Origin of the sequence: Candidatus Pelagibacter sp. HIMB1709, from assembly GCF_052047635.1 — a bacterium.
GTDB lineage: Bacteria > Pseudomonadota > Alphaproteobacteria > Pelagibacterales > Pelagibacteraceae > Pelagibacter.
This window is the reverse complement of the sequence record NZ_JBNAJW010000002.1, coordinates 213,785-226,768: the sequence shown is the minus strand read 5'-3', so window position 1 is coordinate 226,768 and position 12,984 is coordinate 213,785. Positions and strand designations below refer to the sequence as shown.

At 29.3% G+C, this 12,984-nt stretch carries 12 protein-coding genes and 1 tRNA gene; 8 read left to right on the top strand and 5 right to left on the bottom strand.

Going from position 1 to position 12,984, the window contains the following annotated elements:
- Positions 1-49: 49 nt before the first annotated feature.
- The 7 genes from ybgF (at position 50) to ACTTAR_RS07300 (ending at position 8,510) form a co-directional block, all read left to right on the top strand.
- On the top strand, positions 50-1,057 hold the full coding sequence (gene ybgF, locus ACTTAR_RS07330) for a tol-pal system protein YbgF (protein WP_440698149.1): 1,008 nt from the start codon (positions 50-52) through the stop codon (positions 1,055-1,057).
- Complete coding sequence (gene tilS, locus ACTTAR_RS07325; protein WP_440698148.1) at positions 1,017-2,045, top strand: tRNA lysidine(34) synthetase TilS; 1,029 nt, start codon at positions 1,017-1,019, stop codon at positions 2,043-2,045. Before ybgF ends, tilS begins: the two co-directional genes overlap by 41 nt.
- 63 nt (positions 2,046-2,108) lie before the next feature.
- A complete protein-coding gene (gene ftsH, locus ACTTAR_RS07320) occupies positions 2,109-4,016 on the top strand; it encodes an ATP-dependent zinc metalloprotease FtsH (protein WP_440681154.1) in 1,908 nt (635 codons plus the stop codon).
- 4 nt (positions 4,017-4,020) lie between these two features.
- Positions 4,021-5,073 carry a dihydropteroate synthase gene (folP, locus tag ACTTAR_RS07315; RefSeq protein ID WP_440698147.1) on the top strand — a complete coding sequence of 351 codons (1,053 nt, stop codon included), beginning with the start codon at positions 4,021-4,023 and terminating at the stop codon, positions 5,071-5,073.
- The gene (gene glmM, locus ACTTAR_RS07310; protein ID WP_440698146.1) at positions 5,073-6,404 is read left to right on the top strand and encodes a phosphoglucosamine mutase; all 1,332 of its coding nucleotides are present in this window, start codon (positions 5,073-5,075) and stop codon (positions 6,402-6,404) included. The genes folP and glmM overlap by 1 nt, the downstream gene beginning before the upstream one ends.
- A gap of 1 nt (position 6,405) precedes the next feature.
- The gene (gene thiD / locus ACTTAR_RS07305) at positions 6,406-7,218 is read left to right on the top strand and encodes a bifunctional hydroxymethylpyrimidine kinase/phosphomethylpyrimidine kinase (protein ID WP_440698145.1); all 813 of its coding nucleotides are present in this window, start codon (positions 6,406-6,408) and stop codon (positions 7,216-7,218) included.
- A complete protein-coding gene (locus ACTTAR_RS07300; RefSeq protein WP_440698144.1) occupies positions 7,218-8,510 on the top strand; it encodes an adenylosuccinate synthase in 1,293 nt (430 codons plus the stop codon). Before thiD ends, ACTTAR_RS07300 begins: the two co-directional genes overlap by 1 nt.
- Here ACTTAR_RS07300 and rpoH read toward each other — a convergent pair.
- Together rpoH and ACTTAR_RS07290 are read right to left on the bottom strand one after the other, a co-directional pair.
- Positions 8,507-9,388, bottom strand: coding sequence for an RNA polymerase sigma factor RpoH (gene rpoH, locus ACTTAR_RS07295; protein ID WP_440681149.1), 882 nt, complete (start codon positions 9,386-9,388; stop codon positions 8,507-8,509). The two genes, ACTTAR_RS07300 and rpoH, sit on opposite strands and share 4 nt — an antisense overlap.
- Before the next feature lie 53 nt (positions 9,389-9,441).
- Positions 9,442-10,422 (bottom strand): RluA family pseudouridine synthase, encoded by a 981-nt coding sequence (locus tag ACTTAR_RS07290; RefSeq protein WP_440698143.1) that lies wholly within the window; start codon positions 10,420-10,422, stop codon positions 9,442-9,444.
- A gap of 23 nt (positions 10,423-10,445) precedes the next feature.
- On the opposite strand from ACTTAR_RS07290, the gene ACTTAR_RS07285 reads away from it, so the two are divergent.
- Positions 10,446-10,522 (top strand) — tRNA-Arg (locus ACTTAR_RS07285).
- Between the two features lies 1 nt (position 10,523).
- Here the strand turns inward: ACTTAR_RS07285 and ACTTAR_RS07280 are convergent.
- From ACTTAR_RS07280 to ACTTAR_RS07270, 3 genes are read right to left on the bottom strand one after another with little or no spacing between them, the layout of a single operon-like run.
- On the bottom strand, positions 10,524-11,315 hold the full coding sequence (locus tag ACTTAR_RS07280; protein WP_440698142.1) for an ABC transporter permease: 792 nt from the start codon (positions 11,313-11,315) through the stop codon (positions 10,524-10,526).
- Complete coding sequence (locus tag ACTTAR_RS07275) at positions 11,312-12,040, bottom strand: ABC transporter ATP-binding protein (protein WP_440698141.1); 729 nt, start codon at positions 12,038-12,040, stop codon at positions 11,312-11,314. Before ACTTAR_RS07275 ends, ACTTAR_RS07280 begins: the two co-directional genes overlap by 4 nt.
- Positions 12,037-12,972: an L-threonylcarbamoyladenylate synthase gene (locus ACTTAR_RS07270; protein WP_440698140.1), complete on the bottom strand. Its 936-nt coding sequence runs from the start codon at positions 12,970-12,972 to the stop codon at positions 12,037-12,039. The genes ACTTAR_RS07275 and ACTTAR_RS07270 overlap by 4 nt, the downstream gene beginning before the upstream one ends.
- Between the last annotated feature and the right edge of the window lie 12 nt (positions 12,973-12,984).

Here is a 12,984-nt window from a genome sequence, read left to right as displayed (position 1 = left end):
AGTTTTGGGGTCTTTTTTTTGCCATTTTAATACATAAAGTTATTTATAAATGAAAAATCAATTTAAAATTCTATCTTTTAAATTCATTTTCTTTTTTACTATATTATTTACAACCAACATTTCTTTTGCAGATAATCATAACATTTATGAGACATTAGAAATTATAAAAAATGATCTTAAAACACTTGAAAGAGCAGTTTACTCAGGTTCAATTGAAATTAAAACAAAAGCAAATGATCAAAATTTTGTTGAAAATGATACAAATTCTGAAGATGTCTTAACACGACATTTACTTAAGTTGTCTGAGGTTGAAAATCAATTTAGGGAACTAACAAATAAATTTGAGGAAATTAATTTTAAATTAGATAAACTTTCAAATAGATTAACAAAAATTCAAGCTGATACACAAGTCAGATTTCAAGAAATAGAAACCGATTTAAGTAACATTAACACTAATGCCGCTAAACAATTAAGCTCAAAACCCAAAGTAGAGGAAAACAAGATGCTACCTGGAAGTTCTCAACCACAGCTTCTAGGCTCGATAACATATAAAGACACAGAAACATCTGATACATCACAAAAAATCGAGTCAGTTGATACAACTGCTTCGGTAGTTACAGAAATTTTTGAGAATGAAGAAAAAATTTTACCTCAGGATTTGTCAATTAGAAAACAATATGAATTCGCAACAAGTTTTTTAAAGGTTGGAGACTACGGAACAGCGGAAAAAGCATTTAGAGAGTTTGTATTAACTCATCCCAATGATGAGTTGGCTGGTAGTGCTCAATATTGGTATGCAGAAACTTTTAGAATTAGACAACTTTACACTGATGCAGCATCTGCATATTTAGAAGGTTATCAGAAATACCCCAAAGGTAAAAAGGCTCCAATTAATTTACTCAAACTTGGAGTTTCAATGGTTCAAATTGGTGAGAAAGACCAAGGTTGTAAAATGATAAATGGTGTAGAATTGCAATATCCAAAAGCTAATCAATCTGTATTACAAAAAGCAAAATATGAGTCTAAGAAATTTGACTGCATCAAACAAGACTCATAGGATTTTAATCAATAAACTAAAAGATAAAAAAATTTTTCAAATTTATGAAAAATTTGAAAAAGAGTTTAGATTAAAAGATGATTTCTTAGTAGCTGTATCAGGAGGACCAGATAGTTTAGCTCTTGCTTTTTTAACAAAAATTTATGCAATTAAAAATTCGATTAAAGCACATTATTTTTTAGTTGATCATAAATTAAGGAAAAATTCCTCAGAGGAAGCAAAGTTTGTTAAGAATCTATTAAAAGATTATTTGATTAAATTAAATGTCCTTAAGTGGAATGGAAAAAAACCTATTAAAAACATTCAGTCATCAGCAAGGTTTAAAAGATACAATCTTTTAATCCGTCAAGCAAAAAAATTGAATATAAAGAATATTTTATTAGGCCATCACAATGATGATTTAATTGAAAATTTCTTTATTAGAATGACCAGGGGTTCTGGCCTAAATGGACTGGTCTCTTTTGATGCTCAATCTGATTATAAAGGACTTAATTTGATTAGACCTTTACTTAAATTTTCTAAGAAAGATCTGATATTTATGTCAAAAAATATTTTTGAACAATATGTTGAGGATCCATCAAATAAAAATGATAAGTATAAGAGAACTTATATTAGAAATTTAATACAGAATCTCCAATTTCAAGGCTTTGATAAAGATAAATTTAATTTAACTATAAAAAATCTAAAATTTGCAAATTTTTCAATGAGTTATTTTGTTGAAAAAAATATTAGGGATAACAGTGTAGGGTTTGATGAAAAAGATTCGATATTTTTGAATAAAAATTTTTTTAATCAGCCAGAGGAAATAGTATTTAGATCTTTGATACAAATTATAAAATCTGTAGGTCATAAATATTATCCAGTTAGAGGAAAAAAAATTAATATGATAATAGAACTCGTTAACAAACCTAATCCCTTTAAAATAACTCTAGGGAATTGTTTGTTAAAGAAAGTTAATAATACAATCATTGTGACAAAAGAGGCCTAAAGTAAAAGAAATAACTGATATTTTGTCACTTGTTAATTGGCTAATAATTCTTATTTTAACTATATGAATTTAAAAAATCTAGCTATGTGGGGAATAATAGTTTTTTTAACTATTGGTCTTTATAATATGTTCAAAAATCCTCAATCTAATATTAGAGGAGGAAATCAAATAATTTTTTCAGATTTTTTATCTTCTGTGGAGAATGGTGAAGTATTAAAAGTTGAAATTCAAGGAAATAATATAAAAGGAGTTTATTCTAATGGTAATACTTTTTCTACATACGCACCTAACGATCCTAATTTAATAGAAAAGTTATCAGAAAAAGGTGTAAGTATATCTGCTGCACCTTTAGAGGAAAAAATGCCTTCTTTATTTGGCGTACTTCTTTCCTGGTTTCCAATGCTTCTTTTAATTGCTGTTTGGATATTTTTTATGAGACAAATGCAAGGTGGAAAAGGTGGTGCCATGGGATTTGGTAAATCAAAGGCAAAAATGATGAACGAGTTGAAGGGTAAAGTAACTTTTAATGATGTTGCTGGCGTTGAGGAAGCGAAAGAAGAAGTAGAAGAAATAGTAGAATTTTTAAAAGATCCAAAAAAATTTAGTCGACTAGGAGGAAAGATACCAAGAGGTGCATTGCTCGTAGGTCCTCCAGGAACAGGTAAAACTTTATTAGCGAGAGCAATAGCTGGCGAAGCAGGAGTTCCTTTTTTTACAATTTCAGGATCTGATTTTGTTGAAATGTTTGTTGGAGTAGGTGCTTCAAGAGTAAGAGATATGTTTGAGCAAGGAAAAAAGAATTCACCTTGTATAATTTTTATTGATGAAATTGATGCTGTAGGAAGAAGTAGAGGAGCTGGACTTGGTGGAGGTAATGATGAGAGAGAACAAACCTTAAATCAATTATTGGTTGAGATGGATGGTTTTGATACCAATGAAGGTGTTATCATTATTGCTGCAACTAATAGACCTGATGTACTTGATCCAGCATTACTAAGACCCGGAAGATTTGACAGACAAGTTGTTGTTTCAAACCCAGATATTATTGGTAGAGAAAAAATTTTGAAAGTGCATGTCAAAAAAATCAAAATATCACCAGATGTAAATTTGAGAACTATAGCACGCGGAACACCTGGTTTTTCAGGTGCAGATTTAGCTAATTTAGTTAACGAAGCTGCTCTTTTGGCTGCAAGAAAAAATAAAAGAATCGTTACATTGTTAGAATTTGAAGAAGCAAAAGACAAAGTTATGATGGGTGCTGAGAGAAGATCAATGGTTATGACTGAAGATGAAAAAAAATTAACAGCATATCATGAAGGAGGTCATGCATTGGTTTCGTTTAATATGCCAAGCTATGATCCTATTCATAAAGCTACAATCATACCTAGAGGAAGAGCTTTGGGAATGGTAATGAATCTACCAGAAAGAGATAAGCATGGTTATTCAATTAAATATCTAAAAGCAAGACTGGCTGTTTGTTTTGGAGGTAGAGTTGCGGAAGAATTAATTTTTGGAAAAGATAATATTTCTACAGGCGCTGGAGGTGGAAGTGGTTCTGACATTAGCCAAGCAACACAATTAGCTAGAGCAATGGTAACTAAATATGGAATGAGTGAAGAAATGGGACCAGTAGAGTATGGTGAAAATCAAGAAGAGGTATTTTTGGGAAGATCAGTGACTCAAACTCAATCAGTATCAGAAGACATTGCTCAAAAGATAGATAAAGAGATAAGAAAATTAGTTGATGAGGGATACAATGAAGCTAGAAAAATATTAACAGAAAAAATTGAAGATCTTCATAAAATTGCAAAAGCTCTAATTACTTATGAAACTTTAACAGGTGAAGAAATTGAAAATATAATTAATAAAAATTTATACCCTAAAGATAAAGTTTTAGAAAATACTGATCAAAAAGATGATCAGGACTCAGCTTTAGGAGCGATGGGTTTAAAGCCAAAAATAGTACATTAAATCCATGCATAGACATTACACTAGAGCGTGTAATTTCTACTATGGAAATCAATCAAAAGAATTAGTAAATAAAAAAAAAGCAATTCCCTTAAGTCAAATAAAAGAAATATCTTTCGATCAAATTGAAATAATTACAAGAAAATCAAAAAAAAAAATATTTATTAATCAAATTAAAAATTTACCAAGGTCATTAAAAGCAAAAGTTGAATTTGATATTCAAAAAATTAAATCAAGTAAAAAAAATTTTTCAAACTTTAATTTTAAAAAAATTCCAAATATTTTAGGTGTATTAAATCTAACACCAGATAGTTTTTCTGATGGTGGAAAATATAATACAAAAAAAAAAGCAACTGAACGAGCTATTCAATTATTTGATCAAGGAAGTAATTTAATTGATATTGGGGGTGAGTCTACAAGGCCAGGGTCAAAATCTATTAATGATAAAACTGAATGGAATAGGATTAAAAAAATATTAAATTTATTAAGTAAAAAAGTTCCAATATCTTTAGATACAAGAAAATCTAAAATCATGAAAAAAGGTATTAAATTAGGTGTTAAGTTGATCAATGATGTTTCGGGTTTAAGTTATGATTCTGAAACTATTAATGTTTTGAAAAATTATAAAATTCCTTTTGTCATTCAACACACACAAGGTAATCCAGATAATATGCAAAAAAATCCAAAGTACATGAATGAATTGTTAGATGTTTATGATTTCTTCGAAGAGAAAATTAAACTAATAAGATCGAAAGGAATAAGGCACAATAATATTATCTTAGATCCTGGTATTGGATTTGGAAAAAATTTGAAACATAATATGAATTTGATTAGAGGTATTTCTATTTTTCATTCACTGGGTTTTCCTATACTTGTTGGTAATTCAAGAAAGAGATTTATTAAAGAGATTTCAGGTATTAACGATAGTAAATTTAGAATAGGTGGAACATTGGCATCTTCAATTTTTTTAATGTCTCAAGGAGTACAAATATTAAGAATTCATGATGTAAATGAACTTATGCAAAGTATAAAAACTTATAAAGAAATCATAAAAAATTAATGACAAAAAAATACTTTGGAACCGATGGAATAAGAGGACCTATTAATGGACGAAAGATTAATGGGGACATGTTTTTTAGATTTGGTTTAGCGAGTGGAACTTACTTCAAATCTCAAAAAAGAAGAAAACAAATAGCAATTATTGCTAAAGACACAAGATTATCTGGGTATACTTTGGAACCTGCATTGGTAGCAGGTCTAGCTTCTGCTGGAATGCATGTATTTACTTTAGGACCTTTGCCAACAAATGGTCTAGCCATGATGACTAAAGAGATGAAAGCTAATTTGGGCATTATGATTACGGCCTCACACAATCCACATTATGACAACGGATTGAAATTATTTGGTCCCGATGGAATGAAATTATCAGATAAAATAGAAAAGAAAATCGAGAGAATTATTGATAAAGATATTTTGAACAATTTGTCAAAGCCTGAAAAGTTAGGTAGGGTTAAACGATTAGAGACTGGTACAAAAAAATACATTAAAATTTTAAAAAAAAATTTTAATAAAGAATTTAATTTAAGAGGTTTAAGAATAGTAATCGATTGTGCAAATGGTGCTGCCTATAAAGCGGGACCTGAATTACTAAAATCTTTAGGTGCAAAAGTTATAGCTATAGGAGTTAAACCAAATGGTTTAAACATAAATAAGAATTGTGGTTCAACTTTTCCAAATAAAATTAAATCTGCAGTAAGAAAATATAATGCACATATTGGAATTTCTTTAGATGGTGATGCTGACAGAATTATTATGTGTGATGAAAAAAGCAACATTATAGATGGAGATCAAATTATTGCTGCTTTAGCAACAAGATGGAAAAATAAAAAAATGCTAAAAGGTGGTGTTGTAGGGACACTGATGTCAAACTTTGCTTTAGAAAAATATTTTCAATCTGAGAAAATAAAATTTATTCGTGCAGATGTAGGAGATAGATATGTTAAAGAAAAAATGCAAAAATATAAATTTAATTTAGGTGGCGAGCAATCTGGACATATTATATTAGGTAAATTCGCTACAACAGGAGATGGTTTGCTTGTGGCCTTGGAGACTCTTTTTGCATTAAGAAAAGGAAAAAGAGCAAGTGATTTTTTTAATATATTTAAGAAAACTCCACAAATATTAATAAATATAGATGTAAAAAATAAAAATATAATTCAAAATGCTGAGGTTAAAAAACAAATTAAAATTGCAGAGAAGTTGATAAAAGGTCATGGACGTATTTTAGTAAGGAAATCAGGAACAGAGTCAAAAATAAGATTAATGGGTGAAAGTGAAAATAAAATTCTTTTATCTAAGTGTTTAAATATTATACAAAAAAAAATAAAATAATTTGAGACCAAAATCAAAAATTTTAATTATTGCAGGATCTGATTCCTCAGGTGGTGCTGGAATTCAAGCTGATATAAAAACTATTACAGCTTTAGGGTCATATGCAATGACAGCTATTACAGCAGTAACAATTCAAAATACTACAGGAGTAAAATCAATTGTTGCAATTAACCCAAGAGAAATTTTAAATCAAATTGTTTTTACTTCTAATGATATAAGACCAGATGCAATAAAAATTGGTATGCTTCATTCCCCTGAGGTAATCAGGTCTGTGTTAAAATCTTTAAATAAAATCAAAGTTAAAAAAATAATTTTAGATCCAGTAATGGTTGCTAAAGGTGGCGTTAAATTAATAAATAGTAAAGCAATCGATCTTTTAAAATCAAAATTAATACAAAAAGTTTTGCTTATCACACCCAACATACCAGAGGCAGAAATTCTTACTAAAACTAAAATAAAATCTAAAGAAGAAATGATTTATGCAGCATATAAATTAATTAATTTTGGAGCAAAAAATGTACTTATTAAAGGTGGTCACTTAGAAAGCAAATTTGTAGAGGATGTTTTTGTAAGTAAGGATGAACTTAAAATCTTTAGAAACAAAAGACATAATACACAGAATACACACGGAACTGGGTGTACTTTATCTAGTGCAATAACAACATTTTTATCATGTGGAAAAACTGTAAAGAAATCTTGTGAGCTTGGAATTAAGTATGTAAATTCTGCAATTAATTCTAACCCTAAATATGGAAAAGGACATGGCCCAATAAACCATCTAATTTCAATAAAAATAGATAAAAAATTTAAATAATGAAAAATATAGTTGTTGTTGGATCTCAATGGGGTGATGAAGGAAAAGGTAAAATAGTTGATTGGTTATCAGAGCAAGCAGATATTGTAATTAGATTTCAAGGAGGGCATAACGCAGGACATACACTTGTAATTGATGGAGTAACATACAAATTAAGACTGCTTCCATCTGGAATTGTCAGAAAAGGAAAAATTTCAATAATTGGAAATGGAGTAGTTGTAGACCCATGGGCTTTATTAGATGAGATTGAAGAAATTAAATCTAAAGGTGTGGAAGTTAACACAGATAACTTTATTATATCAGAATCTGCAAATTTAATTCTACCATTTCATAGAGAAATGGATGAGATAAGAGAAGATGCTGCAGGAAAAGGTAAAATAGGAACTACAAGAAGAGGAATTGGACCTGCTTATGAGGATAAGGTTGGAAGAAGATCTATACGAGTAATGGACCTAAGATCTGAAAAAAACTTAGATCAGAGATTAGAAGCAGTTCTAGTTCATCATAATGCGATAAGAAAAGGTTTAGGAAAAAAAATTTTTGAGAAAGATCAGCTGAAATCTGAATTACTTAAAATAGCACCTAAAATATTAGAATTTTCACAACCTGTGTGGCTAAAAATTGATCAATTCAAAAAACAAAAAAAGAAAATATTATTTGAGGGAGCGCAAGGAATCTTGTTAGATGTTGATCATGGAACATATCCTTTTGTAACTTCATCAAATACAGTTGCATCTAGTGCAGCTACAGGAACTGGATGTGGCCCCAACTCTATTAATTATGTTCTAGGAATTACCAAAGCTTATACTACTCGAGTGGGAGAAGGTCCTTTTCCAACTGAATTAACTGACAATGTAGGTGAATTGCTAGGAACAAGAGGAAAAGAATTTGGAACAGTAACAAGTAGGAAAAGGAGATGTGGTTGGTTTGATGGAGTTTTAGTAAGACAAACAATAAAAGTTTCAGGAATTGATGGTATAGCATTAACCAAATTAGATGTTCTTGATGAATTAGATGAAATTAAAATGTGTATAGCATATGAACTTGATGGAAAAACAATAGATTATTTGCCGGCAGCTGTAGAGGATCAAATTAAAATTAGACCTGTTTACAAAATTTTTCCAGGATGGAATGTTTCTACAAGTGGAATTAAAAATATGGATTCGTTACCAGAAAATGCAAAAAAATATATTTTTGCAGTTGAAGATTTTATTGGTGCAAAAGTATCAAGCGTATCCACGAGTCCTGAAAGAGAAGATACAATTTTAATTGAAAATCCTTTTGATATTTAATTTGCAGGTAATAGGTTTTTAGATTTAGCTAAAAGAAGCATCTGTTTTTGAAGTTTTTCAAATGCTTTATTTTCTATCTGTCTAACACGTTCTCTACTAATTTTATACTGCTTACTTAAATCTTCCAGGGTGGTTGGATCATCATTCAGTCTTCTCGAATATAAAATTTCTCTTTCTCTATCATTAAGAATTTTTATAGAGTCTTTTAAGAGATCTTTTCTATTTTCCATTTCTTCATGTTGAGCAAATTTTAAATCATGATCAAGTTCTTTATCAACTAACCAATCTTGCCATTCATCTCCATCTTCTCCAACTTGAGCATTCAATGAAAATTCTTTTCCAGAAAGTCTTCTATTCATTGAAACAACTTCTTCCTTGCTTACATCAAGTTTATTAGCAATATGGTTTACATGCTCATCTCTTAAATCACCTTCAGTTTCAGGAGATATTTGATTTTTTATTTTCTTTAAATTAAAAAATAATTTCTTTTGAGCTGTAGTAGTTCCAATTTTTACAAGACTCCAAGATCTTAAAATATACTCTTGGATAGATGCTTTAATCCACCACATTGCATATGTCGCTAATCTAAAACCCTTTTCAGGTTCAAATTTTTTAACAGCCTGCATGAGACCGACATTTCCCTCAGAAATCATTTCATTTACTGGTAAACCATACCCTTTGTAACCCATAGCTATTTTCGCGACCAGCCTTAAATGGCTTGTAACTAGTTTTTCTGCCGCTTTTACATTTCCAGTTGTCCTCCAATTTTTAGCTAACATATATTCTTCTTCTGCAGCCAACATTGGAAATTTTTTAATCTGCTCCAAGTATGCAGAAAGACCACCCTCATTGGAAAGTGCAGGTAGATTATTGCTCATAGTTGTGCTCATAGCAGTGTTTATTTAGTTAATTATACCTAATTTTCAATAATTTATTCTTCAGTATTTCTTAGCATTTTTAAAATACTATTTAGTTCTTGAGGCAAAATTGAGGTAAAAATCAACTCTTTCTGAGTTCTAGGATGAACAAAGCCTAAAGTTTTTGCGTGTAGAAATTGTCTGTTTAAACTTGTAATTGAGTTTTGAATATCAAAATCGACATTTTTTAATTTTTTATATTTTTTTTTATATTTTTCATCACCAACTAAACTATTACCTTTATAGTTCATGTGTACTCTGATTTGATGAGTTCTTCCAGTTTCCAATTTACATTCGACTAAACTTAATGTTGGAATTTTTTTATTTTCAAAAATTTCAATTGTTTTGTAATTTGTTATAGCTTTCTTACCTTTAGAGCGGCTCACCTCCATAAGTTGTCTATTTTTTGAGCTACGAGTTATAAATGTTTCTATTCTTCCAAAAGATGGTCTAAGTTTTCCCCATATTAAAAGTTGGTATTCTCTAATAATTGTATGGTTGCTGAATTGTTTAGATAAATTTTCATGGGTCTCATTATTTTTTGCTATCACAACTAAACCTGAGGTATTTTTATCAATTCTATGAACAATTCCAGGTCTTAATTCATCCCCAATTGTTGACAAAGATTCTTTGTCGTAATGCATTAATGCATTTACAATTGTTTTGTCATAGTTGCCTGCCCCAGGATGCATTATTATTCCTGCAGGTTTATTAATTACTAATAAATCTGAATCTTCATAAACAATATTTAATTTAAAATCATAAGGTTTTAAAGATGCAATCTCTGGCTCTGGAATTGTAAGATTTACCACGTCACCAATCGAAACTTTTTTTGATGGGCTCTTAATTATTTCATTATTTAGTTTTAATTTTTCTTTTAAAATTAAATTTTTAACTCTGGTCCTACTAATAATTTCATTTCTTTTGTTAATTAATACATCAACTCTTAAATTCTTTTCCTCTTCTTCAACTATAAAATTAATGCTTTTTTCCATAAAATATAATATTAATACTATATGCGCTTGTAGCTCAACTGGATAGAGCGCCAGATTTCGGCTCTGGAGGTTCAGGGTTCGACTCCTTGCAGGCGCACCATTTACTCTCCAATATTAATTAAAGTCCCTTTTTCTCTAGCTTTATCAAACGAAAAATAAAAAGTTGCTACAGCAGCTGTGAAATAAAATGCATTTAGTGAAAGTGCGATACGAATATTTTCGTAGCTTACAGTTCCATTAACCAATATATTTCTGGTTTCTTCAAATATATAAACCAACGGCAATGCAAATGCTATGTATTGAAATATTTCAGGTAAAATTTCAACTGGATAATATATACAACCAAAAGGTGCTAGTAAAAACATTGTAGACCAGGCGATATTCTCAAATGATGGTCCAAATCTTAGCAATCCAGCCGAAACAAAAAGACCTAAAGTGATACCAAAAATATACAAACTTAAAAAAAGAAAAGCTAACGGCAATCCCAAGTTTAATATGGATATGCCGAATAATGGTGATGTCAATAATATTGCTGGTATCAATCCAATCAAAGCTCGTATTAAAGCAGTAATCAAAAGTGCAGTAATTATTTCACTAATTTTCATTGGAGCAATAAATAAATTAGTAAAATTTCTACTCCAAATTTCTTCTAAAAATAACATATTAAAACCTATGCTGGTTCTAAAAAGAAAATCATAAAGAATTGCACAAGACAAAATAACTCCTACAGCTCCACTATAGTATGAACTGTGTGCTGCAAAAAAATTTGAAATGAAACCCCAAAGAGTTATCTGGATAGAAGGCCAATATATTAAATCAAGTATTCTGGGGAACGATCTAGTAATTAAATAAAAATGCCTTAAAAATAATCCATATATTCTTGTAATATTCATTTGTCTTTCCTAACAATTTCTAAAAAAACTTCTTCCAGGTTTTTTTGTCCATATTTTTTTATTAAATTTTCTGGAGTTCCACTGTCTACGATATTACCATCTTTCATCATCATAACTGAATTGCATAATCTCTTTACTTCATCCATGTTATGAGAAGCCAATAAAACAGATATTTTTTTTTCTTCTTTGTACTTTTCTAAAAAGGTTCTTATAAAATCTGCTGTTTCTGGATCTAGAGCAGCAGTTGGTTCATCTAATAAGAGAACAGTTGGATCATTAATTAATGCTTTCGCAAGACTGACCCTATTTTTTTGACCTGATGACAGTTCTCCAGTAATTTTATCTAATAGATCTTCTAATCTTAATTTTTCTGAAAGAAAAATAATCCTCTCTTTCAAATTTTTAATATTATATAGCTTCCCATATACAATAAGATTTTGCTTTACAGTTAATTTTTTAGGTAATTCAATATAGGGAGAAATAAAATTCATTTTGTGCAGAATTGAGATTTTATTATTTTCAATATTTTTGCCATTAATTAATACCTGGCCACTTGAGGGTTTTAATAATCCTAATATCATTCCAATGGTTGTTGTTTTTCCACAACCATTTGGTCCTAACAGTCCTACTATTTCATTTTCATTAATTTTAAAATTTATATTATTGACTGCTTTTTTAGTCTTAAATGATTTTGAAAGACTTATGACTTCTATTGAGTTTTTCATTTGAAGTTCGATGCTCTCTTGAGTCTATCATTTATTGTTTTACCAATTCCTTTATTCGGTATTTTTTCTACAGCTATTGATTTATATTTATCATTTTTTATTTTCCTCAAAACACTATACAGGTTTTTAGCAGATTCATTTAAGTTATTTGTTTTGCTTAAATAATAAACATCTTTAGATACATTTTCTCTTTTTTTTAAGAGTATGAAAGCTTCTTTTTTTTTATTTTTTTTCACATTCATTCTTAAAGGTATTCCTGGTGAGTAGTGCAAAGGAAAAAGACCGGGAGAAATTTTATTTTTTGAATTTATATTAATTATTATTTTTTGATTTAAAGTTTTTTTGATTTTTGAAACACTTAATCCCCCATATCTAAGTATTCTAGGTTTGTTTATTATGCTTATAATTGTGGACTCAACACCTATCTTGCAAACACCACCATCTAAAATAAATTTTATTTTTCTGCCAAATTCTTCTTTGACGTCTTCTGCTTTTACAGCACTTAATCTGGAAGAAATATTAGCACTTGGTGCTGCAACTGGATAATCTAAATTTTTAAGTAATTTTCTAAATAAAGGATGTTTTGGAAATCGTATAGCAATTGTTTTTTTATTATTAGTAACTAACTTTGATATCTTGGAATTTTTTTTAAGTTTAAGTATATATGTTATAGGCCCTGGAGAAAATTTTTTATAAAGTTTAACAAAACTATCATTTATCTCACAATCTTCTGAAATTTTTTTTAAATTATAATAGTGAACAATTAATGGATTGTTAGCAGGTCTCTTTTTTAGATTAAAAATCTTTTTAACAGCATTGTCCGAGTATGCATTACCAGCAAGTCCATAAACAGTTTCTGTTGGGACAGCTATACAATGACTCTTATCCAAGTAATTTTTTGCTTTTTTGATATTTGATTGAATATTTTTCATGTAATAGTAATG

Coding starts and splice junctions, on each gene's coding strand:
- ybgF (WP_440698149.1), top strand. CDS start 50: ATGAAAAATCAATTTAAAATTCTATCTTTTAAATTCATTTTCTTTTTT.
- tilS (WP_440698148.1), top strand. CDS start 1,017: ATGAGTCTAAGAAATTTGACTGCATCAAACAAGACTCATAGGATTTTA.
- ftsH (WP_440681154.1), top strand. CDS start 2,109: ATGAATTTAAAAAATCTAGCTATGTGGGGAATAATAGTTTTTTTAACT.
- folP (WP_440698147.1), top strand. CDS start 4,021: ATGCATAGACATTACACTAGAGCGTGTAATTTCTACTATGGAAATCAA.
- glmM (WP_440698146.1), top strand. CDS start 5,073: ATGACAAAAAAATACTTTGGAACCGATGGAATAAGAGGACCTATTAAT.
- ACTTAR_RS07300 (WP_440698144.1), top strand. CDS start 7,218: ATGAAAAATATAGTTGTTGTTGGATCTCAATGGGGTGATGAAGGAAAA.
- rpoH (WP_440681149.1), bottom strand. CDS start 9,388: ATGAGCAATAATCTACCTGCACTTTCCAATGAGGGTGGTCTTTCTGCA.
- ACTTAR_RS07290 (WP_440698143.1), bottom strand. CDS start 10,422: ATGGAAAAAAGCATTAATTTTATAGTTGAAGAAGAGGAAAAGAATTTA.
- ACTTAR_RS07280 (WP_440698142.1), bottom strand. CDS start 11,315: ATGAATATTACAAGAATATATGGATTATTTTTAAGGCATTTTTATTTA.
- ACTTAR_RS07275 (WP_440698141.1), bottom strand. CDS start 12,040: ATGAAAAACTCAATAGAAGTCATAAGTCTTTCAAAATCATTTAAGACT.
- ACTTAR_RS07270 (WP_440698140.1), bottom strand. CDS start 12,972: ATGAAAAATATTCAATCAAATATCAAAAAAGCAAAAAATTACTTGGAT.